This window comes from Pseudomonas sp. B3G-3 (genome assembly GCF_028640915.1).
Classification (GTDB): domain Bacteria; phylum Pseudomonadota; class Gammaproteobacteria; order Pseudomonadales; family Pseudomonadaceae; genus Aquipseudomonas; species Aquipseudomonas chlororaphis_I.
This window is the reverse complement of record NZ_JAQZAB010000107.1, coordinates 119,201-144,705: the sequence shown is the minus strand read 5'-3', so window position 1 is coordinate 144,705 and position 25,505 is coordinate 119,201. Positions and strand designations below refer to the sequence as shown.

At 63.3% G+C, this 25,505-nt stretch carries 12 protein-coding genes and 2 pseudogenes; 4 read left to right on the top strand and 10 right to left on the bottom strand.

All coding sequences use genetic code 11. From position 1 onward, the window contains the following. Positions 1–27: 27 nt before the first annotated feature. The 4 genes and pseudogenes from mscK to PVZ80_RS34000 form a co-directional block, all read right to left on the bottom strand. A complete protein-coding gene (mscK, locus tag PVZ80_RS16410; protein ID WP_009046633.1) occupies positions 28–3,378 on the bottom strand; it encodes a mechanosensitive channel MscK in 3,351 nt (1,116 codons plus the stop codon). A 35-nt stretch (positions 3,379–3,413) separates the two neighbouring features. Continuing rightward, positions 3,414–5,156: a potassium/proton antiporter gene (locus PVZ80_RS16405; RefSeq protein WP_038630427.1), complete on the bottom strand. Its 1,743-nt coding sequence runs from the start codon at positions 5,154–5,156 to the stop codon at positions 3,414–3,416. Between the two features lie 221 nt (positions 5,157–5,377). Further along, positions 5,378–5,974, bottom strand: a pseudogene (locus PVZ80_RS34005) (methyl-accepting chemotaxis protein); the annotation flags it as partial. Positions 5,975–6,232: 258 nt separating this feature from the next. Continuing rightward, a pseudogene (locus PVZ80_RS34000) lies at positions 6,233–6,937 on the bottom strand (MCP four helix bundle domain-containing protein); the annotation flags it as partial. A gap of 347 nt (positions 6,938–7,284) precedes the next feature. On the opposite strand from PVZ80_RS34000, the gene PVZ80_RS16395 reads away from it, so the two are divergent. Both PVZ80_RS16395 and PVZ80_RS16390 read left to right on the top strand, forming a co-directional pair. Beyond that, on the top strand, positions 7,285–7,515 hold the full coding sequence (locus tag PVZ80_RS16395; RefSeq protein WP_007926810.1) for a hypothetical protein: 231 nt from the start codon (positions 7,285–7,287) through the stop codon (positions 7,513–7,515). Continuing rightward, entirely contained in the window at positions 7,512–7,814 is a 303-nt protein-coding gene (locus PVZ80_RS16390; RefSeq protein ID WP_009041856.1) for a cell division protein ZapA, read from the top strand. The genes PVZ80_RS16395 and PVZ80_RS16390 overlap by 4 nt, the downstream gene beginning before the upstream one ends. 101 nt (positions 7,815–7,915) lie before the next feature. Here PVZ80_RS16390 and PVZ80_RS16385 read toward each other — a convergent pair whose 3' ends face one another. Continuing rightward, on the bottom strand, positions 7,916–9,718 hold the full coding sequence (locus tag PVZ80_RS16385; RefSeq protein WP_028683760.1) for an acyl-CoA dehydrogenase: 1,803 nt from the start codon (positions 9,716–9,718) through the stop codon (positions 7,916–7,918). Between the two features lie 329 nt (positions 9,719–10,047). Continuing rightward, on the bottom strand, positions 10,048–14,001 hold the full coding sequence (putA, locus tag PVZ80_RS16380; RefSeq protein WP_124339511.1) for a trifunctional transcriptional regulator/proline dehydrogenase/L-glutamate gamma-semialdehyde dehydrogenase: 3,954 nt from the start codon (positions 13,999–14,001) through the stop codon (positions 10,048–10,050). Positions 14,002–14,462: 461 nt separating this feature from the next. Between putA and putP the strand changes: the two genes are divergently transcribed. Both putP and PVZ80_RS16370 read left to right on the top strand, forming a co-directional pair. Next, positions 14,463–15,947: a sodium/proline symporter PutP gene (gene putP, locus PVZ80_RS16375; RefSeq protein ID WP_009046639.1), complete on the top strand. Its 1,485-nt coding sequence runs from the start codon at positions 14,463–14,465 to the stop codon at positions 15,945–15,947. A 161-nt stretch (positions 15,948–16,108) separates the two neighbouring features. Next, entirely contained in the window at positions 16,109–16,945 is an 837-nt protein-coding gene (locus PVZ80_RS16370) for a 23S rRNA (adenine(2030)-N(6))-methyltransferase RlmJ (RefSeq protein ID WP_016704476.1), read from the top strand. Positions 16,946–17,057: 112 nt separating this feature from the next. Here the strand turns inward: PVZ80_RS16370 and msrA are convergent, their stop codons facing one another. The 4 genes from msrA to aceE form a co-directional block, all read right to left on the bottom strand. Further along, positions 17,058–17,705, bottom strand: a complete 648-nt coding sequence (msrA, locus tag PVZ80_RS16365) for a peptide-methionine (S)-S-oxide reductase MsrA (protein ID WP_009046641.1) — start codon at positions 17,703–17,705, stop codon at positions 17,058–17,060. A gap of 73 nt (positions 17,706–17,778) precedes the next feature. Further along, positions 17,779–20,472, bottom strand: coding sequence for a putative bifunctional diguanylate cyclase/phosphodiesterase (locus PVZ80_RS16360; protein ID WP_016704477.1), 2,694 nt, complete (start codon positions 20,470–20,472; stop codon positions 17,779–17,781). Between the two features lie 309 nt (positions 20,473–20,781). Beyond that, entirely contained in the window at positions 20,782–22,731 is a 1,950-nt protein-coding gene (aceF, locus tag PVZ80_RS16355) for a dihydrolipoyllysine-residue acetyltransferase (RefSeq protein WP_273864208.1), read from the bottom strand. 11 nt (positions 22,732–22,742) lie between these two features. Beyond that, the gene (gene aceE, locus PVZ80_RS16350) at positions 22,743–25,388 is read right to left on the bottom strand and encodes a pyruvate dehydrogenase (acetyl-transferring), homodimeric type (protein WP_009046644.1); all 2,646 of its coding nucleotides are present in this window, start codon (positions 25,386–25,388) and stop codon (positions 22,743–22,745) included. Between the last annotated feature and the right edge of the window lie 117 nt (positions 25,389–25,505).

Genomic DNA, 25,505 nt, shown 5'->3' with positions numbered 1-25,505 from the left:
CCGAGCATTCTGCTAGGGATAGCGCCCTTAGTCGAGCCTGCTGGAGGGCGGTTCCTGCTGCGGTTTGCCGTCGGGCAGCGGGACGATGGTCTTGGTCTCCGGCTCGATGGGCACCATCTTGTATTCCTGGCCATGGAGGTTCTTCAGGTAGACCTCCATCTGGCGGAACGAGATGTTGATGTGCTGCTTCTTGAACTCGCGGTTGATGAAGCGGTTGACCTCGTCGAGCACCGGGTTGCGGTCCCCCAGCTCGCGCACGTGCATGCGCAGTTCGTGGTCCAGGGTGCTTTCGCCGAAGTTGAGGAAGTACACATGCGGCTCGGGTTCTTTCAGTACCCGCGGGTTATCGCGGGCGGCCTTGAGCAGCAGCTCCTTGACCAGGTCCAGGTCCGAACCGTAGTCGACGCCGAGCTTGAGGGTCACCCGGGTGACGGTGTCGGTCAGCGACCAGTTGATCAGTTGCCCGGTGATGAAGGTCTGGTTCGGGACGATGATGTCCTTGCGATCGAAGTCGGTGATGGTGGTGGCGCGGATGCGGATCTTGCTCACCGTGCCCGACAGGTTGCCGATGGTGATGGTGTCGCCGATGCGCACCGGCCGCTCGAACAGGATGATGATGCCGGAGATGAAGTTGGCGAAGATCGCCTGCATGCCGAAACCCAGGCCCACCGACAGCGCAGCCACCAGCCATTGCAACTTGTCCCAGCTGACGCCGAGGGTCGACAGGGTCGAGACGAAGCCGACGCCGGCAATCACATAGGACAGCAGCGTGGTGGTCGCGTAGGCGCTGCCCTGGGCCAGGTTCAGCCTGGACAGTACCAGCACCTCCAGCAGCCCAGGCAGGTTGCGCGCCAGGGCGAAGGTGATGCCGACGATGATCAGCGCGCCGAGCATGTCGCCGATGCTGATGGGCACCATGCTCATGTTGGCGCCGGTACCGCTGGTGTATTCGTAGAGGGTGATGTTGTCCAGGTAGGAGAACACGCTGATCAGGTCCGACCAGACCCAGTACAGCCCGGCGATGAAACCACCGAGCAGGGCCAGGCGGATCAGGCGCAGGGACTGTTCGTTGACCTTCTCGATGTCCAGGGTCGGCTCTTCGACCACCGCTTCGCCGTCGCCGGCTTCCTTGGCGGCCTGGCGTTTGGCCAGGGCCCGCTGGTAGGCCAGGCGCCGGGCGGCGACGCCCAGCCCGCGGACGAAAGTGGCTTCGATCACCAGCCAGAACATCAGCAGGTACAAGGTATTGATCAGGCGGTCGCTGAGCTTCAGCGCGGTGTAGTAGTAGCCGAAGCATACGGCGATGAACAAAGCGATCGGCAGCGCGGTGAACAGCACCGCCACCGCCTTGCGGAACAGCGAGGCGTTCTGGTGCGTCGGGCTGCTCAGCAGCAGGCGGCTGAGCAGCCAGGCCATCAGGGCGTAGCAGGTGAGGACCACGGCGATGCCGAGCACGTCATCGGCCAGCGCCGCCGGTTGATGTTCGGCCACGGCGACCACCGCCACCAGCGCCATGACCACCAGCCCGAGGCGACGGACCCAGCTCTGGAGGAATTCGACCTGGGGCTTTTCCCAGCGAAAGTGCAGTTCCGCCACGCCGCCGGGGGCGAGGATCCGGTAGGCGGTATAGAACACCAGCCAGGCCTGGGCCATCTGCAGCAGCGCCGCGCCGAGGTTGGCGTTCTGCCCGCGGGCGTCGATCTGCAAGGCCAGGCCGCACAGCGCCAGGCCGAGGGCGACCGGCATCGCCAGCAGGATGTTGACCAGGATCGCCTGCGGCGTGTGCCATTGGCTGTCGCGCTTGAAGTGACCGATGTCCTTGTGAACCTTGTTCAGGCGCAGGTACAGGTTCTTGCGCCGCCACAGCAGGGCCGCGATCAGCAACAGCAATGGCAGGAACAGCAGCGGCCGTTGCGCCAGGCCGTCGGCCAGCTCGCTCAGGCTGGACGACCAGGGCAGGGTGGTGACCTGTTTTGCCAGGCGCAGCGGTATGGTCTGCAGCCATTCGCTGTCCAGCGGCTTGTTGCTGGGAATCCAGAACATCTGTTCGTCGAGGGTTGCGCGCAGGCTTTGCGAGGTGCTCAGCAGTTGCTTCTGGTTGAGCTGCAGGGTGATGGATTCGTTGAGCAGCGCGCTCAGCTCGCGGCTCAGGCGTTCCAGCAGGTCGGCGCGGGTGATGGCCAGGTCCAGCAGGGTTTTGCGCAGCTGCGGGGTGACTTGTTCGGATGGCTGGGTAGCCAGCAGGTTGTCGACGTAACTGCTGGGGCTGCTGATCAGCTCGCGTTGCTGGTTGACCTCGAACTGGTACAGGCGGATGTCGGCGATCTGGTCGGCCAGGTCGCGGTCGAGCCGCAGGTGCGGCAGCGCCTGCTTCTGTTTATAGAGGATCTTCGACAGCAGCAGGCTGCCCTTGAGCACGCTGATCTGCTCGTCCAGCGCGGCATCGCTCTGGGTCACGCTGTCGAGCTGCTGCTTGGTCTGCAGGTTCTGCTGGGTCAACTCGTTGAGGCGGTCGGTGCTTTTGAGCAGGTAGTCGGAGAGCTTCAGGTTGGCCGCGCTTTCGGTGGCCAGGAGGCTGCTGCTGCCGGCCTTTTGCGCTTCGATCGATTGCTGGGTGACGGTTTCCTGGGACTGGGCCAGGCGCTTCTGGTTGATCAGGGTCTGCAGGTCCTGGATTTCCTGCTCCAGGCGCGCGGTCTTCTCCATCAGCAGGTCGTGCTGGCTGTTGCCCAGGTCCTGCAGCTGGCTGTTGCCGGCCAGTTCCTGGCGGCGCAGCGGGATCAGCGCGTTGATCGCCGCCAGTTCGGCATTGAGCTGATTGCGCTGGTCGGCATTGATCGGCTTGCCGGCGTCCTTGCCGTTCTTGAGGATCGTATTGATCTGCTGGGTGCGGGTCTGGCTGCTGCTGATCTCGGCCTGGGCGCGCTCGGGGCGGGTCTGCGCGGTAATCGCCAGGCTGTTGGCCTCGGCCAGGGCTTTCTGCATGTCACCCTGCTGGGTGGTGCGCTCGGTCAGCAACTGTTCGAGCTGCGATACCGGCAGGTTGGCGTAACGTTGGGCCACCGGCACCACCTTGGTGGCTTTCAGGCGGGTCAGCTCGCGCTGGTTCTCGCTGGTCTGGCGCGGGGCATTGCTCAGCTGCTGCTTGAGATCGTTCAGGCGCTGCTCGTAATCCTGCTTGTTCGACAGTTGGGTCAGCGTCTGTTGCAGCACCGCTTGCAGGGCCTTTTGATCGGCTTCCGGCAATTTGCGCTCGGCGATTTTATCCAGGCTCTGCTGGACGGACTCGGCACTGGGCGGCTCGGCCGCTTGCAATGGGCCGACAGAAAGGCTCAGGCCCAGCAGGGCAATGGCGAAAAGGGTACGCAGGATTGGCATAAAGACCGGTCAAGCTGGATGAGAAGTTAGGCAGTTTAGAGGAAGAGTCCGGGGCCCGGGCGACTTCCTTCGGGGAATCTGACGCCCACTTTGCTGATCTTGTTCCCGTCCATCACGGCAACGGTCCAGATGGTGTTGTTCCATTCCACCTGGTCGCCGACCACCGGAGCGCCCCCCACTTTCTGGGTGATGAAGCGGCTCAGCGGCATGTCCGGATCGAGCCCTTCGAGTTTCAGCCCGTACAGCGCCGAAACCGCGCCCAGCTGGGCGTCGCCTTCGAGAACGAAGTCGCCGAAGAAGCGCAGATCGAGGCCCCGTTGCGGTGCCTGGCTGAAGAGTTTTCCGAGGGCTGGCAGGTTGTGTTCATGGCCGATGACACAGAGCAGATCGTCGGCTTCCAGCACCGTACTACCCGACGGATGGAGCAGTTGCTGGTGGCGAAACAGGGCGGCGATACGGGTGCCTTCGGGCATTTTCAGCTCGCGCAACGCTGCGCCGATGCACCATTTTTCCGCGCCGAGGCGGTAGACGAACAGCTCCCATTCGCTGGTGACATGCACTTCCAGGGCGGCGCGGGAGATCGGCGCCGGCTCCGGTGGCACCGTGACCTTCAGCAGCTTGGCGACCCACGGCAGGCTGGTGCCTTGCACCAGCAGGGACACCAGCACGATAAAGAAGGCCAGGTTGAAGTACAGCTGGGCTTCGGGCAGCCCGGCCATCAACGGGAACACCGCGAGAATGATCGGCACCGCGCCGCGCAGGCCGACCCAGGAAATAAAGGCTTTCTCGCGGCCGTGGAAGGCCTTGAACGGCAACAGGCCGACCATCACCGACAGCGGGCGGGCGAACAGGATCATCCACAGCGCCAGGCCCAGCGCCGGCAGAGCGATGGGCAGCAGGTCGTGGGGCGTGACCAGCAGGCCGAGCACCAGGAACATGCCGATCTGCGACAGCCAGGCCATGCCGTCGAGCATATGCAGGATGCCGTGGCGGCTGCGCACCGGGCGGTTGCCGATCACCAGGCCGCACAGGTACACCGCGAGGAAGCCGCTGCCATGCAGAGCGTTGGTCAGGGCGAAGACCACCAGGCCGCCGGCGATCACCAGGATCGGGTACAGGCCGGTGGCCAGGTTGATCCGGTTCACCAGTTGCAGCATCAGCCAGCCGCCGCCCAGGCCGATCAGGCCGCCGATGCCGAATTCGCGCAGCAGATGCCCCAGCAGGCTCCAGTGCAGGCCGGTCTGGCCGCTGGCGAGCATGTCGATCAGGGTCACGGTGAGGAACACCGCCATCGGGTCGTTACTGCCCGACTCGATCTCCAGGCTGGCGGTGACCCGCTCGTTCAGGCCCTTGCCGCCCAGCAGCGAGAACACCGCCGCGGCGTCGGTGGAGCCGACGATGGCGCCGATCAGCAGGCCCTGGATCAGGTTCAGGTCGAACAGCCAGGCGGCCGCCATGCCGGTCAGGCCGGTGGTGATCATCACGCCGACGGTGGCCAGCGATAACGCCGGCCACAAGGCCACGCGGAAGCTCGAGACCCGGGTGCGCAGGCCGCCGTCGAGGAGAATCACCGCGAGTGCGAGGTTGCCCACCAGGTAGGCGGTCGGGTAGTTGTTGAAAATGATGCCACCGCCGTCGACGCCAGCGGCCATGCCCACGGCCAGGATGATCACCAGGATCGGGATACCGAGGCGGGACGAAAGGGAACTCACCAGAATGCTCGCACCTACCAGCAACGCGCCGATCAAGAACAGGCTGTTGATGGTCGTCGCATTCAAAGGCAGTACTCCAGAAGCAGAAAGGCGGGCACAAACTGACCATGCAGTCTGCGTGCCAGCGATTCTAACCTGTTGAAATACGATGCTGTCAAAAAGCTTTTGCGCCTGTTTACAGGCGGCAAAAAATCGCCGCCTGGCGCCGACCACTGACGGACTTCATGGCAGTCCGTAGTGGCTGGCGCAGGCGGCGATCGCAGCTGTTGGCGACTGGGTGCGGGGCCCTACAACGTGAACCGCGCCACCATGTTGTTCAGGTCCACGGCCAGGCGTGACAGCTCGTGGCTGGCGTCGCTGGTCTGGTTGGCGCCGGTGGCCGATTGCACCGACAGGTCGCGGATGTTCACCAGGTTGCGGTCCACTTCGCGGGCCACCAGGGCCTGCTCCTCGGCGGCGCTGGCGATGACCAGGTTGCGCTCGTTGATCTCGTTGACCGCGGTGTTGATGGTGTCCAGTGCACCGCCGGCGCCACGGGCGATGCTCAGGGTCGAGTCGGCGCGCTCGGTGCTGGTGCGCATTGACTCGACGGCGTGCTCGGTGCCGCTCTGGATGCTGCCGATCATGCGTTCGATTTCACTGGTCGATTGTTGGGTGCGATAAGCCAGGGCGCGTACTTCATCGGCGACTACGGCGAAACCGCGTCCGGCATCGCCAGCCCGGGCGGCTTCTATCGCGGCGTTCAAGGCCAGCAGGTTGGTCTGGTCGGCCAGGCCGCGGATCACGTCCAGCACCTTGCCGATGTCGCGCGACTCCTCGGCCAGTTCGCTGATCCTGTTGGCCGAACTCTGCACTTCGCTGCTCATGAGCTCTATGGCGCTGACGGTTTCTCGCACCAGGTTGCGGCCTTCGCTGGCCGACTGGGTGGCGTCGTTCGAAGCCTCGGCGGTGCTCACGGCGTTGCGTGCGACTTCCTCGACGGCGCAGGTCATCTCGTTCACTGCGGTGGCCGCCTGTTCGATTTCGTTGTTCTGCTGGGTCAGGCCGCGGGCGCTTTCGTCGGTGACGCTGTTCAGCTCTTCGGCGGCCGAGGCTAGCTGGCCGGCGGAGCCGGAAATATGCAGCAGGGTCTGGCGCAGTTTTTCCTGCATGGTCGCCATGGCCTGCAACAGACGCCCGGGTTCGTCGCGGCCGTTGACCTGGATGCTCTGGGTGAGGTCGCCTCCGGCGATGTGTTCCGCGGCATGCAAGGCGTCGGCGATGGGCTGGGTAATGCTGCGGGTCAGCAACCAGGCAAACACCACGGTCAGGGTGGTAGACAGGACCAGCAGGGCCACCACCAGGTTGAATGCCGAGGCGTATTCCTCGGCGGCCTGCTCGTTGGCGGCCTTGGAGCGCTGGCTGTTGATCTGTACCAGCAGGTTCAGGACCTTGTTGATCTGCTGCGAGTTCTTCATCAGCTCGTTGTTCAGCACCTCTTGCAGTTCACTCAACTGGTTGTTGCGCGACAGCTCTTTGATGCGCTCTTCGAGCTTGCGGTATTCGGCCAGCAGCTTGAGGTAGTGGTCGTAGGCTTCGCTCTCTTCCGGGCTGCTGACCAGCTTTTCATAGGTGGTGCGGATCTTTTCGATCTGCTGGTTGCCGAGTTCGAGCGACTCGCGGGTCTTGGCCTGCACCTCGGAACCGCGGTTGATCACCAGGCGATAGGACAGCACCTGCAGGCGCAGCATCTGCTGGGTGAACTCGTCGATGCTCTGGATGCTGGGCATGTTGTCGGTGGAGATGGTGACGGTCGCCGCGCGAATATTGCTCATCTGGTTCAGGGCGAAAATGCCCAGGAACAACATCAGGCAGCCGATGAATGCAAAGCCGAGAAATGCCCTCGGTGCGATGTTCATGTTGCGAAGAGACATGGGGATTTACCTCAAGAGTGCGCAATCCATGCCGCGGTGGTTGATAGGGCTCCCCAGACCTATCGCGCGGAAAAATGGATTCTTGAAGCTGGAGCAAGAGTTTCAGAAAGATCTGATGGGCGACGAAGTGTCAGGAACCAGATGGGTGAATGACAGTCTTTAAAGTTCGCAGGCAAGGTCACCCGCCAGGCAGGTCAAGGCGTTGCGCCGGGATAACCCTGGCATCCAGGGTGACTTTTCTTTATCGTACGCGCCCTTTGAAAAATGCTCGGAAAATCAAAATGTTGGAAGCATCCCTAAGCCAATTGGAACAGCTTGTCAGTGACCTGGTGCAACAGAACCAGGAACTGTCGGGCACGAACGAAACCCTCAAGGCAGAACTGGCCCAGGCCAAGGATGAGAACGAAAGCCTGCAACTGAGCCTGATGGAACAGGAAGAGAAGCAAGGCGCCACCGCGGCCCGTATCCAGGCCCTGGTCGAACGCGTCAGCGCCGGTCCTGTCAGCGCATGAGGCAGGGGGCCGACGGGGTAAAAGTCGTCTCGATTCTCGGTGAGGACTACTCGATCAAGGCGCCGGCCGGGGAAGAGCAGACCCTGCTGGATGCCGCGTTGATGTTGAAGGCCACCCTGGCCGAGACCAAGAAGAAATACCCGACGCTGATCGGTGACCGCTTGCTGGTGCTGGCGGCGATGAACCTGTGTTCCCAGCAGCTCGAGATGCAAAAGCGCCATCAGCAGGAACTTGACCGTTACCAAGAGCAAGTCAGCGCCACGGTCGAAGTGATCTCCAAGACCATCAGCCAGAACTGATGGGTTTACCTACAACCTGCAACGCCGTTGCGGTTGTGTCGGACTGATTGTTTTCGCGAGCAGCCGGGCGGCGCTCGATTGCTCGCGATGCTTTTAGCGCTTCAGAACCACTCGTCCTGCATGCCCAGGCAGGTATCGTCCCGTGCTTCCAGCAAGGCCAGTTCGTGATGACAGGCCGGCACTTCCCAGGTCAGGAAGTAGCGCGCCGCCTGCAGCTTGCCCTTGTAGAACCCCACATCCGCCGTGTTGCCCCTGGCCAGGCCTTCCTGTGCGCGAATCGCCTGCTCCAGCCAGCGCCAACCGATCACCGTATGACCGAAGGCTTTCAGGTACAGCGCCGAGTTGGCCAGGCTGCTGTTGACCTTGCCCTGGGCCAGGTCGGTGAGCAGGCCGATGGTTACGCCTTGCAGGCGCGCCACCAGTTTTTCCAGCGGTTGGCGCAGCACCGTCAGGGCTTCGTGGGCCTGGGCTCGCTCGCTGGTGTCGGCGATCAGGCGGATCAGTTGTTTCAACCCCGCGCCGCCGTTCTGCGCCAGCTTGCGCCCCAGCAGGTCCAGGGACTGGATGCCGTGGGTGCCTTCATGGATCGGGTTCAGGCGGTTGTCGCGGTAGTACTGTTCCACCGGGTATTCACGGGTATAGCCGTGGCCGCCGAGGATCTGGATCGCCAGTTCGTTGGCCTTCAGGCAAAACTCCGAGGGCCAGGATTTGACGATGGGCGTCAGCAGGTCCAGCAGTTCGTGGGCCTGTTTGCGCTGGTCTTCGTCGGGCAGGGTGGTGGTGTCGTCGAACAGCCGCGCGGCGTACAGGCCTAGGTCGAAAGCGCCTTCGACATAGGCCTTCTGGGTCAGCAGCATGCGCTTGACGTCGGCGTGCTGGACGATCGACACCGGCGCGGTAGTCGGGTCCTTGCTGTCCGGCAGGCGGCCTTGCGGGCGTTCGCGGGCGTATTCCAGGGAGTACAGGTAGCCGGCGTAGCCAAGCATCACCGCGCCCATGCCGACGCCGATCCGCGCTTCGTTCATCATCTGGAACATGTAGCTCAGGCCGTGGTGCGGCTTGCCCACCAGATAGCCCACACACTCCCCGTTATCGCCGAAGTTCAGCGCCGTGGAGGTGGTGCCGCGCCAGCCCATCTTGTGGAACAGGCCGGCCAGCAGCACGTCGTTGCGCGGGCCCAGGCTGCCGTCGTCGTTGACCAGGAACTTGGGCACGATGAACAGCGAGATGCCTTTCACCCCGGCCGGTGCGTCCGGCAGCTTGGCCAGCACCATGTGCACGATGTTCTCCGACAGCGGGTGATCGCCGCCGGAGATGAAGATCTTGTTGCCCTTGAGCCGGTAGGTGCCGTCCGCCGCCGGTTCGGCGCGGGTGCGGATATCCGACAGCGACGAGCCGGCATGGGGCTCGGTCAGGGCCATGGTGCCGAAGAAGCGCCCGTCGATCATCGGCTGCAGGAAGCGCCGTTTCTGCTCCTCGGTGCCGAAGCTTTCGATCAGGTTGGCCGCGCCCATGGTCAGGAACGGGTAGGAGGTGGAAGCCGCGTTGGCCGCCTGGAAGTGAGCGAAGCAGGCCTGGGACAACAGCGTCGGCAACTGCATGCCACCGGCCTCGAAGCTGCGCGCGGCGTTGAGGAAGCCGGCTTCGAGAAACGCGTCGACCGCGGGTTTCACTTCCGGAATCAGGATCGCCTTGCCGTCTTCATAACGTGGCTCGTTTTCATCGCCTTTGCGGTTGTGTGGGGCGAAGAACTTCTCGGCGATGCTGCGCGCGGTGCCGAGGGCGGCGTCGAAGGTTTCCCGGTTGTGCTCGGCGAATCGCTCGCGCTGGGTCAGGCCCTCGGCATCGAGGACTTCATACAGCTCGAAAGCCAGATTGCGGGAACTGAGCAGCGTCTCGGACATGGCGGCCTACCTGTGATTGGACTCAGCCGAGTCTAGGCGGGTGAATAAACTCTGGATAGCAAGATTGATGAAGGTGATAAAGGTGCCAAACACAGGGGATGGGGACGGCAGGTGTAGCCGCTGTCGAGCGCCAGCGAGGCTGCGATCGCCTGCGCAGCAGGCGCCAAGCCAGACGACCCCATCCATCAGGCATACCGCGTCGCCTGGTTTTACGGGGCTACGCCCCGATCGCAGCCTCGCCAGGGCTCGACAGCGGCTACGGGGGATTTGCGAAGGGCATGAAAAAGGGCGCCGGTGAGGGCGCCCTTTTCATGTTGCTGACTGACGGCTTAGCCGATAGTCATCAGGCTGGCGTTGCCGCCGGCCGCCGCGGTGTTGACGCTCAAGGCGCGTTCGATCACCAGGCGTTCCAGGGCAATCGAGGTTTCGCCTTGCGACAGGCCATGAACCCCGACGATGGCGCCGGCACGCTTGGCCACTTGCTGGCAGACCGCGCGCAGCTGGTCGGAGTGGCCGTGATGCAGGACCGCATCGAACACCACTTCGTCCTTGGTCCAGTCGGCCACGCGCTGGATGCGCGCTTGCACGTCCTTCGGCAGGCGGGCGTAGAGCGCCTTGCCCGGCTCGCCTTCTGGCCAGACTGCCGAACCGCCCACGGCCAGGACGGCCGCCAGTTGGCTCAGCAGGTCGCCTTCGACTTCCGCCAGGCACAGTACGTGTTCGCGCGGCAGGATGGCATAGCTGTTGCGTTCGCCGGTCGGGCCGGCCAGGACGCGGGTGATACCGCTCTGCGACTGCGCCGTGAACTGCACGCACAGGGCGCTGAGGTCCGCCAGCTTGTTGCTGTCGGCCCAGGCTTGCAGGGCGCTCAGCGGCTTACTCATGGCATCGCGCAGACGCACGTCCGGGGCGTTCAGGGCGTCGCCACGGGCGAACGACTGCTCGATGGCGTCGGTCGGACGGGTCGACAGCAGGCGGTACAGGTACAGCGGGCCACCGGCTTTCGGGCCGGTGCCCGACAGGCCTTCGCCGCCGAATGGCTGCACGCCGACCACGGCACCGACGATGTTGCGGTTGACGTAGACGTTACCGGCGTTGACGTTGTCGATCACCTTGGCGATGGTCTCGTCGATGCGGGTGTGCACGCCCAGGGTCAGGCCGTAGCCGGAGGCGTTGATCTGCGCGATCAACTGGTCGATGTCCTTGCGCTTGTAGCGCACCACGTGCAGCACCGGACCGAAGATCTCGCGTTGCAACTCGTCGAAGCTTTCCAGCTCGATCAACGTCGGCATCACGAAGGTGCCGCGCTTGATTTCTTCGCCATCGGCGATCGCCACCTGATACACGCTGCGGCCTTTGTCACGCATGGCCTGGATGTGTTTCTCGATGCCGGCCTTGGCTTCGGCGTCGATCACCGGGCCGATGTCCACGGACAGGCGCTCAGGGTTGCCCAGGCGACTTTCGGCCATGGCGCCCTTGAGCATTTCGATCACGCGGTCGGCGGAGTCTTCCTGCAGGCACAGTACGCGCAGGGCCGAGCAACGCTGGCCGGCGCTGTCGAAGGCCGAGGAGACGACGTCGATCACCACTTGTTCGGTCAGGGCCGAGGAGTCGACGATCATCGCGTTCTGGCCACCGGTTTCGGCGATCAGCGGGATTGGTCGGCCCTGGGCGTCCAGGCGGCCGGCGACGTTGCGTTGCAGCAGGCGCGCGACTTCGGTGGAACCGGTGAACATCACGCCTTTGACCCGATCGTCGCCCACCAGGCGGGCACCGACGGTTTCGCCGCGGCCCGGCAGCAGTTGCAGCACGCCTTCCGGAATGCCGGCTTCGAGCATCAGGCGCACGGCCTGTGCGGCGACCAGCGGCGTCTGTTCGGCCGGCTTGGCCAGTACCGGGTTACCGGCGGCCAGGGCAGCGGCGACCTGGCCGCTGAAGATCGCCAGCGGGAAGTTCCACGGGCTGATGCAGACCACCGGACCCAGCGGGCGGTGCGCGTCGTTGCTGAAATCGTTGCGTGCCTGCACCGCGTAGTAGCGCAGGAAGTCCACGGCTTCGCGCACTTCGGCGATGGCGTTGGCGAAGGTCTTGCCGGCTTCGCGGGCCAGCAGGCCCATCAGCGGCTGGATCTCGCCTTCCATCAGGTCGGCGGCGCGTTCGAGGATCGCCGCGCGCTCGGCCGGCGGCGTGGCCTGCCAGATCGGTGCGGCGTTCAGCGCGCACTGGATGGCGTTGTCGACGTCTTCGACTGTGGCCTCCTGGACATGGCCGACCACGTCACGGTGATCGGACGGATTCAAGACCTGCGCCGGGGTTTCGCTGCTGGAGGCGCAACCGAGCATCGGCGCGGCTTTCCAGTGGTTGTGGGCGGTGGCCAGCAGGGCGCAGGACAGCGACGCCAGGCGGTGTTCGTTGGCCATGTCGATGCCGGCGGAGTTGGCGCGCTCGCTGCCGTACAGGTCACGCGGCAATGGAATGCGCGGATGCGGCAGGCCGAAGCCGCCTTCCAGGGTCGCCATCTGCTCGATCTGGCTGACCGGGTCGGCCACCAGTTCCTGGATGGAGATGGATTGGTCGGCGATGCGGTTGACGAACGAGGTGTTGGCGCCGTTTTCCAGCAGGCGGCGCACCAGGTAGGCCAGCAGGGTTTCGTGGGTGCCGACCGGTGCGTACACGCGGCACGGACGGTTCAGCTTGCCATCGGCGACCTTGCCTACCACCTGTTCGTACAGCGGTTCGCCCATGCCGTGCAGGCACTGGAACTCGTACTGGCCCGGGTAGTAGTTCTGACCGGCGATGTGGTAGATGGCCGACAGGGTGTGGGCGTTGTGGGTGGCGAACTGCGGGTAGATGACTTCCGGTACCGACAGCAGCTTGCGGGCGCAGGCGATATAGGAAACGTCGGTGTACACCTTGCGGGTGTAGACCGGATAGCCTTCCAGGCCTTCGACCTGGGCGCGCTTGATCTCGCTGTCCCAGTAGGCGCCTTTCACCAGGCGGATCATCAGGCGGTGACGGCTGCGGCGCGCCAGGTCGATCACGTAGTCGATCACGTACGGGCAGCGCTTCTGGTAGGCCTGGATCACGAAGCCGATGCCGTTCCAGCCGGTCAGCTGTGGCTCGAAGCACAGGCGCTCGAGCAGATCCAGCGACAGCTCCAGGCGGTCGGCTTCTTCGGCGTCGATGTTCAGGCCGATGTCGTATTGCTTGGCCAGCAGGGTCAGCGACAGCAGGCGCGGGTACAGCTCGTCCATCACGCGCTCGTACTGGGCGCGGCTGTAGCGCGGGTGCAGGGCCGAGAGCTTGATCGAGATGCCCGGGCCTTCATAGATGCCGCGACCGTGGGAGGCCTTGCCGATCGAGTGGATGGCCTGCTCGTAGGACGCCAGGTATTTCTGCGCGTCGTGCTCGGTCAGTGCCGCTTCGCCGAGCATGTCGTAGGAGTAGCGGAAGCCCTTGGCTTCGAACTTGCTGGCGTTGGCCAGGGCTTCGGCGATGGTTTCGCCGGTGACGAACTGCTCGCCCATCAGGCGCATGGCCATGTCGACGCCCTTGCGGATCATCGGCTCGCCGCTCTTGCCGATGATGCGGCTCAGGGATGAGGTCAGGCCGGCTTCGTTGTGGGTGGCGACCAGCTTGCCGGTCAGCAGCAGGCCCCAGGTGGCGGCGTTGACGAACAGCGACGGGCTGTTGCCCAGGTGCGGCTGCCAGTTGCCGGTGCTGATCTTGTCGCGGATCAGCGCGTCACGGGTGCCTTTGTCCGGGATGCGCAGCAGGGCTTCGGCCAGGCACATCAGGGCCACGCCTTCCTGGGACGACAGGGAGAACTCCTGCAGCAGGCCCTGGACGATACCGGCACGGCCGCCGGCGCTCTTCTGGTTGCGCAGTTTCTCGGCGATGGTCGCGGCCAGCTTGTTGGTGGCTTCGGCCATGCTGGCCGGCAGGCGCGCCTGCTCCAGCAGCATCGGTACCACTTCTGGTTCCGGGCGGCGATAAGCAGCGGTGATCGAGGCGCGCAGCACCGATTGCGGCAGGATGCTTTCGGCGAATTCGAGGAAGCACTGGTGGGCGTGGTCGGTCTGTACTTCGCCGGCGTCATCGCCATCGGTGCGGGTCGAACCGCTCAGCTCGGTCAGGGTTGCACCACCCTCGAGTTTTTCCAGGTAATTGAAAATTGCCTGCTTGATCAGCCAGTGCGGCGTGCGATCGATCGAGGTCGCGGCGGCCTTCAGGCGTTCGCGGGTCGGGTCGTCGAGTTTGACCCCAAGGGTGGTGGTAGCCATATTTTTATCCTCATGTTTACCACGGTTGCGTGGCATCAGCTGGCGGCAAGATTAGCCGCGCGCCGAAAGAGGTGCAACCGGGTGCAACCTGTTTTTTATCGGAATAATAGGCAGCTCATCAGGAATTAATTTCTAGTTCCGCAGCGGCGCTTCTGCTTGGTGCTTTTAATTCTGTCGCACCGGGTTTTTGCTCCAAAAAGGAGCAAAAACGCGGCGTTCGCCGGAAAAATCGCTTAGGTGCAACTTATTCTCGCGAAACAGGTTGCACCTTCTTTGAGTTGTTGAATAGCATTCGCGCCCAAGGTGCAACCGGTCCTCGCGACTGGTTCATCGGCTGATGGCTTTCCTGGGGAAACATCAGTCATAAATGCGCGGAGTACCCAGCCGTCTCTCCAACGTAGTCGTTTGAGAGCGGTGGTGCTGACCGCCGCTACATAAAAACAAAGCCAGGGCGTAACTCAATGAGTGCAAGCAATCCAACCTTGATCACGTTCGTGATCTACATCGCAGCTATGGTGCTGATCGGCTTCATGGCCTATCGCTCGACCAACAACCTTTCTGACTACATCCTCGGTGGCCGCAGCCTGGGTAGCGTGGTGACCGCGCTTTCCGCCGGCGCTTCCGACATGAGCGGCTGGTTGTTGATGGGCCTGCCGGGCGCCATCTACATGTCCGGCCTGTCCGAGAGCTGGATCGCCATCGGCCTGATCGTCGGTGCCTACCTGAACTGGCTGTTCGTCGCCGGTCGTCTGCGAGTACAAACCGAACACAACGGCGATGCATTGACGCTGCCGGACTACTTCTCCAGCCGCTTCGAGGACAAGAGCGGGCTGCTGCGGATCATCTCCGCGATCGTGATCCTGGTGTTCTTCACCATTTACTGCGCTTCCGGCATCGTCGCCGGTGCCCGTCTGTTCGAAAGCACCTTCGGCATGCCCTACGAGACCGCGCTGTGGGCCGGTGCCGCGGCGACCATCGCCTACACCTTCGTCGGTGGTTTCCTGGCAGTGAGCTGGACCGACACCGTGCAAGCCACCCTGATGATCTTCGCCCTGCTGCTGACACCGATCATCGTGCTGCTGGCCACCGGTGGCGTCGACACCACCTTCCTGGCGATCGAAGCCCAGGACCCAAGCAACTTCGACATGCTGAAAAACACCACCTTCATCGGCATCATCTCGCTGATGGGCTGGGGCCTGGGCTACTTCGGCCAGCCGCACATCCTGGCACGCTTCATGGCCGCGGACTCGGTCAAGTCGATCGCCAACGCCCGTCGCATCTCCATGACCTGGATGATCCTGTGCCTGGGCGGCACCGTGGCCGTGGGCTTCTTCGGTATCGCCTACTTCTCGGCGCACCCGGAAGTGGCCGGTCCCGTGACCGAGAACCACGAGCGGGTGTTCATTGAATTGGCGAAGATCCTCTTCAACCCTTGGCTGGCCGGTGTGCTGCTGTCGGCCATCCTGGCGGCGGTGATGAGTACTTTGAGCTGCCAACTGCTGGTGTGCTCCAGTGCCCTGACCGAAGACTTCTACAAGGCCTTCCTGCGTAAACATGCTTCCCAGCTGGAGCTGGTGTGGGTCGGTCGTGCCATGGTGCTGCTGGTTGCCCTGGTCGCCATCGCCATGGCCGCCAACCCGGAAAACCGCGTACTGGGCCTGGTCAGCTACGCCTGGGCCGGTTTCGGCGCGGCCTTCGGCCCTGTGGTGCTGATCTCGGTACTGTGGAAAGGCATGACCCGCGACGGCGCGCTGGCCGGCATCATCGTCGGTGCCGTGACCGTGATCCTGTGGAAGCACTTCAACCTGCTGGGCCTGTACGAAATCATCCCGGGCTTCATCTTCGCCAGCCTGGCCATCCTGCTGGTGAGCAAGATGAGCGCGCCGAGCGTCGGCATGGTCCAGCGTTTCGAGGCGGCCGAGAAAGACTACAAGCTCAACCACTGATCGGGAGCCGCTGAGGCGGCGCCCTTGCAGTGACTCGAAAAGCCCGCATTCCCTGGGATGCGGGCTTTTTCATGGGTGCGTTTTGCGCCAGGGAGCTTCCCGACACGACCTGACGCCGGCCGTGGCACAGGGTAAACTTCGCCCCCTGCGCAGGAGCAACCATGAACTATCGTCACGCCTTCCACGCCGGCAACCACGCCGACGTCTTCAAACACCTGACCCTGACCCGCCTCATCGCCCTGATGTCGCGCAAGGAGCAGCCGTTCGCCTATCTGGACAGCCATGCCGGCATCGGCCTGTACGACCTCCAGGGCGATCAGGCCAACCGCACCGGCGAGTACCTGGAAGGCATCGCGCGCCTGTGGGGCGAGCAGGACCTGCCAGCGCTGACCGCCGACTACATGGCGGTGCTGCACAAGATGAACCCCGATGGCGAGCTGCGTTATTACCCGGGCTCGCCCGAGCTGGCGCGGCGCCTGACCCGCCCCCAGGACCGCGTGTTGCTCAACGAGAAGCACCCGGAAGACGGACTGCTGCTCAAGGAAAACATGAAGGGCGATCGCCGGGTGGCAGTCCACCTGGGCGAGGGCTGGCATGTGGCGCGGGCATTGTTGCCGGTGGCCGAGAAGCGCGCGGTGATGTTGATCGACCCGCCGTTCGAACAGCTCGACGAAATGCAGCGTTGCGCCGCGTCGCTGAAAGAAGCCATCGGCCGGATGCGCCAGACCGTGGCGGCCATCTGGTACCCGGTCAAGGATCAGCGGGCGCTACGCCGCTTCTACCAGGACCTGGCCGGTACCGGCGCGCCGAAGCTTTTGCGTGTGGAATTGCTGGTGCACCCGCTGGACACCCCGAACAGCCTGAATGGCTCGGGCCTGGCGATCGCCAACCCGCCGTGGGGGCTTGAAGAGGAGTTGCGCGAGCTGCTGCCTTGGCTGGCGCAGAAACTGGGCCAGACCCAGGGCGGCTGGCAGATGGATTGGCTGATCGCTGAATAATGTGAGGTTGTAGCCGCTGCCGAGGTACGAGGCTGCGATGGGCAGCGAAGCGGCCCCCGAGGGCGCTCCTGCGGACCGCATCGCAGCCTCGTGCCTCGTCAGCGGCTACGGGTCAGATCGGGCAGGTCACGCCTGTGCCGCCGATCCCGCAGTAGCCTTCCGGGTTCTTCGCCAGGTACTGCTGGTGGTAGGCCTCGGCGTAGTAGAAGGTCGGGGCTTCTTCGATTTCCGTGGTGATGGTGCCCAGCCCGGCCTTGGTCAGCTCGGCCTGGAACACTTTTTCGCTGGCCTTGGCCTGCTCCAGCTGGGTCGGGTTGGTGGCATAGATCACCGAGCGGTACTGGGTGCCGATGTCGTTACCCTGGCGCATGCCCTGGGTCGGGTTGTGCAGTTCCCAGAACATTGCCAGCAGTTCCTGGTAGCTGACTTTTTCCGGTTCGTAGACCACCAGCACCACTTCGCTGTGGCCGGTCAGGCCCGAGCAGACTTCTTCGTAGGTCGGGTTCGGGGTAAAGCCGCCGGCGTAGCCCACCGACGTGCTGAACACGCCCTCGCGCTGCCAGAACTTGCGTTCCGCACCCCAGAAGCAACCCAGGCCGAAGATGGCGAATTCCACGTTGCCCGGGAATGGGCCCAGCAGCGGGTTGCCGTTGACGAAGTGTTCGGCTGGCACGGTCATCGGGGTTTCGCGGCCAGGCAGAGCTTGTTCTTTGGTAGGTAGCACGTTTTTGTTCACCAGAATTTCCGAGCGCAGAACCATGATCAGTCCTCTCAGTCAGGGTGGGATTGAGTAATTAACCAGACTTGCAGTTTGCCCGAGTGTTACAGCGCTGTCAGGCGATTGGGCCGCGCGGATAACGTTTGAGCTTGTCGATCAGCTCCGAGCCGGGAATCGGCCGGTCGAACAGGTAGCCCTGGCCGACATCGCAGCGGTGGCGACGCAGGAAGGACAGCTGCTCCGCGGTTTCGATGCCCTCGGCCACCACCTGGATTTTCAGGTTGTGGGCCATGGCGATCACCGCCGAGGTGATTTCCATGTCGTCCTGGTTGGCGGGGATTTCATGGATGAAGCTGCGATCGATCTTGATGATGTCGATCGGGAATTTTTTCAAGTAGCTCAGCGACGAATAGCCGGTGCCGAAATCGTCCATGGCCAGGGTCAGGCCGAGCTTTTTCAACTGGTCGAGTTGCTGGTGGGTGTCTTCGGTGGCTTCCAGCAGCAGGCCCTCCGTCAGCTCGAGCTCCAGCAGCGAGGCGGGCAGCTGTTCTTCCTTGAGGATGCTGGCGATGGAAGCCACCAGGTCCGGGTCGGAAAACTGCTTGGGCGACAGGTTGATCGCCACCTGCAGATTGCCCAGGCCGGCGGCGGTGAGCTGCTTGCTCATGCGACAGGCCTGGCGCGCGATCCATTTGCCGATCGGGATGATCAGGCCGGTCTCTTCGGCGACGCTGATGAACTGGTCCGGGCGGATCATGCCCTTTTCCGGGTGGTTCCAGCGCAGCAGCGCTTCCAGGCCCAGCAGGCGTCCGCTGCGCAGGCACAGCTTGGGCTGGTAGAACACGTCCAGCTCGTTCTGGGTCAGGGCGCGACGCAGGTTGTTTTCCACGAACAGCTTGTAGCTGGCTTCGGCGTTCAAGGCTTCGGTAAACACCTGCACCTGATGCTTGCCGTTGGCCTTGGCCTTGTGCAGCGCCAGGCCGGCGTTGCGCATCAGGGTCTGCGGGTCGCGGCCGTGCAGCGGCGCGCAGGCCAGGCCCACGGAGCCGGTGACGCTGATGAGTTGGTTGTCGACGAACATCGGCTTGTCGAGGGTCATCAGCAGCTGGCTGGCGATCTGTTGGCCGGCTTCCAGGTCGGTGTCGTCCAGCAGTACGGCGAACTCGTTACTGGCGAAGCGCGCCAGGCTGCCGCTGGGGCTCAGGCTGTTGCGCAGGCGCCGGGCCAGGCTGATCAGCAGCTTGTCGCCCGTCTGGTGGCCGAGGCTGTCGTTGATCCGCTTGAAGTTGTCGATGTCCACCAGCAGCAGGCTGATGGGGCTGTCGCTGTCGCGGGCGAAGCGTTCGTCGAGATTGCGGATGAAGGCCGGACGGTTGCCCAGGTTGGTCAGGTTGTCGGTGTAGGCCAGGCGTTCGATGCGCTGCTGGGCGAGCTTGGTCTGGGTGATGTCTTCGTAGATGCCGATGTAGTGGGTCAGTTCGCGGTTGTCGCCATAGACCTTGGAGATCGACAGCTGGCCCCAGTACGGCTCCAGGTTCTTGCGCCGGCTCTTGAATTCGCCCTGCCAGCTGTTGCTCTTGGCCAGGCTGGAGGGCGCGTCGAACAGCAGTTCGCTGAGGTTCTCCAGCGCCGGCAGTTCCGCCAGCCGATGGCCGTGGACTTCCTCGGTGCTGTACTGGGTGATCGCGGTGAAGCTCGGGTTGACGTACTCCACCACGCCGTCGCAGTTGACCAGCAGAAAGGCATTGGCGCTTTGCTCGACCGCGCGCTGGAACAGGTGCAGGGCGCTGGTAGCGGTACGGCGGTTATGGTTGTTGATGACCTGGGCGAACTGGTCGGCCAGCTCGCCGGCAAAGGCGATTTCATCGGATTGCCAGGCGCGGGTGTTGCCCACTTGTTCCAGGCACAGCACGCCGACCACCTGACCGTCGATGCGGATGCTGGCGTCGAGCATGGCGTTGATATTTCGCGGGCGCAGGCTTTCGGCCATTTCCCGGGTGCGCGGATCGCGCATGGCATTGTGCGCATCGATGGCCCGGCTGGTGTGCAGGGCTTCGAGGTAGTCGGGGAAATCGCTGGCGTCGATCGCCTCCGGCAGGATGTATTGCTGCAGGTCGCGGTGATAGGCGCAGATCGGTACCAGCAACTGGCCTTCCAGGTTCCAGATGCTGGCACAGTCGATTTCGTAGATGTCGCAGGCGCTGCGGGTAATCAGCTCGGCGGCTTCCAGCAGGGGGTTGTTGGTGCTGTAGCGCTGGCGGGCCAGGAGCAGGATCAGGTCCTGCTGGGCGCGCACCCGTTCGAGGTGCTGGAGTTGTTCCTGCTGGGCCCGCTGGTTGAGTTCCAGGGCGATTTGCAGGCGGCTGTTCTGGGTTTCCAGGTCGGGCGCGGGGAGCGGCTGATCGTCGTTGAGCAGGCCGTCGACCACCAGGAAATAACCCCGCAGCAGGTGTCGATTGTGCTGTTTGTAGGCTTCGCCGAGTTCCAGCAGGCTGAGTGAGCCCTTGGCGGTGTGCAGGGTGTAGCGAATCAGGTAATGCGGGCTGTGGGTCAGTTGCTGCTGGATCGCGTCGTGCAACTGATAGCGGGCTTCCGGTTCCATCAGGCTGGCATAGGGCGAGCCGACCAGGGCACAGAGCTCGACGGCGGGCAGGCCGAATTGGCGTTCACAGTTCGGGTCGAGAAACAGCAGGGCCCAGCTCGCTTCATTCAGCCGTTCGAAACGCAGCATGCCGAGCCGCGAGGGCACGGGCAACTGCGTCACTACCTCGGCCACCATACGGCTGGCGGCATCGGGTTGGCTTTTCATGGGGAAACTCGCTTGGTAAATGCTGATCGCGCCGGGCTCGCGCCCTCTTTACTGTTGCCTGCGGCAAGGTTGCATCATGCGGCACTGACTGACAAGTGAGATGAAGGCTAAGTGCTATAAGAATCTATCGGCAGCGCGGAAGATTTCTGAAAGCTAATATTTTCTGGTGTTTTACCGGGCTTTGGCCGCTGGTTGCAGCGATTTTTCGGCAAAAAAAGCCCCGCCAAATTGGCGGGGTTGAGGTACGAGCGTGGCGCTCGAAAAGGGTGCAACGGCCGGCTTCCCCATGACAGGGAAGCCGGCCGGGTCTTACAGCAAGATGGTGCGGATATCCGCCAGCAGATCGCTCAGACGCTTGGTGAAGCGTGCAGCAGCGGCGCCGTTGATCACACGGTGGTCGTAGGACAGCGACAGCGGCAGCATCAGCTTCGGCTGGAAGGCTTTGCCGTCCCAGACAGGCTGGATGGTTGCCTTGGAAACGCCGAGGATCGCCACTTCCGGTGCGTTGACGATCGGCGTGAAGCCGGTGCCGCCAATGTGACCGAGGCTGGAGATGGTGAAGCAGGCGCCCTGCATGTCGTCCGCCGAGAGTTTCTTGGTCCGGGCTTTTTCAGCCAGGGAAGCGGCTTCGGCAGCCAGTTGCAGCAGGCTCTTCTGATCGACGTTCTTGATCACCGGTACCAGCAGGCCATCCGGGGTGTCGACCGCGAAGCCGATGTTCACGTACTTCTTGCGGATGATCGCTTTGCCGCTAGGCGCCAGCGAGCTGTTGAAGTCCGGCAATTCCTTGAGCAGGTGCGCACAGGATTTCAGCAGCAGCGGCAGGATGGTCAGCTTGACGCCGGCCTTCTCTGCGACGGCTTTCTGGGCGATCCGGAAGGCTTCCAGCTCGGTGATGTCGGCCGAGTCGAACTGGGTGACGTGAGGCACGTTCAGCCAGCTGCGATGCAGGTTCGATGCGCCAGCCTGCATCAGGCGGGTCATCGGCACTTCTTCGATCTCGCCGAAGCGGCTGAAGTCCACCACTGGAATCGGCGGGATGCCGGCGCCACCGGTTGCGCCGGCAGCTGCCGGAGCTTCCTTGGCCTTCTGCATCATGGCCTTGACGTAAACCTGCACGTCTTCCTTGAGGATGCGACCGTGCGGGCCGCTCGGGCTCACCGCGTTCAGCTCGACGCCGAACTCGCGCGCCAGCTGGCGCACGGCAGGGCCGGCATGAACTTTCGCGCCCGGTTGGGCCGGGGCGGCAGCTGGCGCTGCAGCAGGTGCCGCTGCTGCGGCCGCAGGGGCGGCTTCAGGCTTGGCGGCAGCCGGGGCTGCGGCAGGCGCCGGGGCGGCCGCTGGGGCAGCGCCTTTGACCTTCAGCTTGAGGATCAGGTCGCCGGTGCCGACTTCGTCGTCCAGCTTGATCGCAACGCTTTCCACGATGCCGGCGGCTGGCGATGGAATTTCCATGCTGGCCTTGTCGGACTCGAGGGTGATCAGCGACTGGTCGGCTTCAACGCTGTCGCCAGCCTTGACCAGGACTTCGATGATCTTGGCCTTGCCGGCCGAGCCGATGTCCGGAACGTGGATGTCCTGGACGCTGTCGGCTACCGGGGCGGCAGGTGCGGCAGCAGCCGGTGCCGGAGCAGCAGCGGCCGGAGCGGCGGCCTGGGCAGGCGCAGCGGCGGCAGGGGCGGCGCCGGCCACTTTCAGGGCCAGGATCAGGTCGCCGGTGCCAACTTCATCGTTGAGCTTGACGCTGATGCTCTCGACCACGCCCGCGGCTGGCGATGGGATTTCCATGCTGGCCTTGTCGGATTCGAGGGTGATCAGCGACTGGTCGGCCTCGACGGTGTCGCCGACCTTGACCTGGATCTCGATGATCTGGGCCTTGCCCGACGAACCGATATCCGGCACGTGGACCTGCTGGGTCGAAGCGGCGGCAGGTGCAGCGGCAGGGGCGGCAGGAGCCGGCGCTGCAGCTGGTTTTTTCTCGGCCTTGGCAGCCGGAGCGGCGGCCGCTGGCGCCGCGGCAGCGGCACCCTCGACTTCCAGTTCCAGCAGCTCGTCGCCTTCTTTCAGGCGATCGCCCAGCTTCACTTTCAGGCTCTTGATGACGCCGGCTTTGGGCGCCGGAACTTCCATGCTCGCCTTGTCCGATTCCAGTGTCAGGATGCTCTGGTCGGCTTCGATACGGTCGCCGACCTTCACAAACAGTTCGATTACTTCACCTTCACCGCTGCCGATGTCAGGTACGCGAATGAGTTCGCTCACAAAAAATCTCCTCAGCAGTCCAGTGGGTTGCGTTTTTCCGGGTTGATGCCGAACTTGGTGATGGCCTCGGCCACGACCTTAGGTTCGATGTCACCACGGTCAGCCAAGGCTTCCAGGGCTGCCAACACCACGAAATGACGGTCGACTTCGAAGAAGTGACGCAGCTTCTTGCGGCTGTCACTGCGGCCGAAACCGTCGGTGCCCAGGACTTTGAATTCCTTGGACGGGACCCACTGACGAATCTGTTCAGCGAACAGCTTCATGTAGTCGGTAGAGGCGATGACCGGACCTTTACGGCCGCTCAGGCACTCTTCGACATAGCTCAGCTTAGGCTTCTGGCCCGGGTGCAGACGGTTGCTGCGCTCGACTGCCAGGCCATCGCGACGCAGTTCGTTGAAGCTGGTAACGCTCCACACGTCCGCGCCCACGTTGAATTCTTCACGCAGGATCTTCGCCGCTTCACGGACTTCGCGCAGGATGGTGCCGGAGCCCATCAGCTGTACGTGGTGCGCTGCTTCGCGGGTGTCTTCCTCGAGCAGGTACATGCCCTTGATGATGCCTTGCTCGACACCGGCCGGCATGGCTGGCTGCTGGTAGGACTCGTTCATCACGGTGATGTAGTAGAAGACGTCCTGTTGCTCTTCGGTCATCTTCTTCATGCCGTCCTGGATGATCACCGCCAGCTCGTAGCCATAGGTCGGATCGAAGGTGCGGCAGTTCGGGATGGTGCCCGCCAGCATGTGGCTGTGACCGTCTTCGTGCTGCAGGCCTTCACCGTTGAGGGTGGTACGGCCGGCGGTACCGCCGATCAGGAAGCCGCGGGTACGGCTGTCGCCAGCGGCCCAGGCCAGGTCGCCGATACGCTGGAAGCCGAACATCGAATAGAAGATGTAGAACGGCAGCATCGGCTGGTTGTGGCTGGAGTACGAAGTACCGGCCGCGATGAAGGAGCTCATGGCGCCCGCTTCGTTGATGCCTTCCTCGAGGATCTGGCCCTTCTTGTCTTCGCGGTAGAACATCACCTGGTCTTTATCGACTGGCTCGTAGAGCTGGCCGACGGACGAGTAAATGCCCAGTTGACGGAACATGCCTTCCATACCGAAGGTACGGGCTTCGTCCGGGATGATCGGGACGATGCGCTGGCCGATTTCCTTGTCCTTGACCAGCTGCGCGAGGATCCGCACGAAGGCCATGGTGGTGGAGATTTCGCGGTCGCCCGAACCGTCGAGGATAGCCTTGAGGGTTTCCAGTGGCGGGGTCGGAATGTTGAAGCTCTTGGCACGGCGCTGAGGCACGAAACCGCCCAGTGCGGCACGACGCTCGCTCAGGTAACGGGCTTCGGCACTGCCTTCTTCCGGTCGGAAGAACGGCAGGTTTTCGATTTCTTCGTCCTTGACCGGAATGTCGAAGCGGTCGCGGAACAACTTCAGGCTGTCGACATCGACTTTCTTGGTGTTGTGCGCGGTGTTCTTCGCTTCGCCGGCGCCGGTGCCATAACCTTTGATGGTCTTGGCCAGGATGACGGTCGGTTGCTCTTTGTGGTTGACCGCTTCGTGGTAGGCCGCATAGACCTTGTACGGGTCGTGGCCGCCACGGTTGAGTTTCCAGATTTCCTCGTCGGACAGGTCTTCGACCATTGCCTTGAGTTCAGGCGTGTTGAAGAAGTGCTCACGCACGAAGGCGCCGTCTTTGGCCTTGTAGTTCTGGTACTCGCCGTCGATGACTTCGTCCATGCGGCGTTGCAGGATGCCGTGGGTGTCCTTGGCCAGCAGTGGGTCCCAGAAACGGCCCCAGATGACTTTGTTCACATTCCACTGGGCGCCACGGAACACGCCTTCGAGTTCCTGGATGATCTTGCCGTTGCCGCGAACCGGGCCGTCGAGGCGCTGCAGGTTGCAGTTGATGACGAAGATCAGGTTGTCCAGCTTCTCGCGGCCGGCCAGGGAGATTGCGCCCAGGGATTCCGGCTCGTCGCACTCGCCGTCGCCCATGAAGCACCAGACTTTCTGCTTGCCTGGCTGGATGAAGCCGCGGGCTTCCAGGTACTTCATGAAGCGCGCCTGGTAGATCGCCTGGATCGGACCCAGACCCATGGATACGGTCGGGAACTGCCAGAAGTCAGGCATCAGCCATGGGTGCGGGTAGGAGGACAGGCCGTTGCCGTCCACTTCCTGGCGGAAGTTGTTCATCTGGTCTTCGCTGATGCGGCCTTCCATGAAAGCGCGAGCGTAGACGCCAGGGGAGGCGTGGCCCTGGAAGTAGATCAGGTCGCCGCCATGTTCTTCGGTTGGCGCCTGGAAGAAGTAGTTGAAGCCGATGTCATACAGAGTCGCACTGGAGGCGAAGCTGGAGATGTGACCGCCCAGATCAGAATCTTTCAGGTTCGTACGCATGACCATGGCCAACGCGTTCCAACGTACCAGCGAGCGAATGCGGCGTTCCATGAACAGGTCGCCAGGCATGCGTGCTTCGTGGGTGACGGGAATCGTGTTGCGGTACGGCGTGGTGATGGCGTAGGGCAGTTGCGAGCCGCTGCGGGTCGCGAGTTCGCCCATGCGGGTCATCAGATAGTGAGCACGGTCTTCGCCTTCTTTGTCGAGAACCGATTCCAGGGCGTCCAGCCATTCCTGGGTTTCGACGGGATCGAGGTCTTGCATGGCTTGCTCCAGGGCGGAAAGGCTTCCAGAATCGGTTGCCTGAGTTTGCGACTGGCCTTGTGGGCAGACGATAAAATTCTTGGATTGCCGGAGGTTGATACGGCGGCGTGTAGTTTT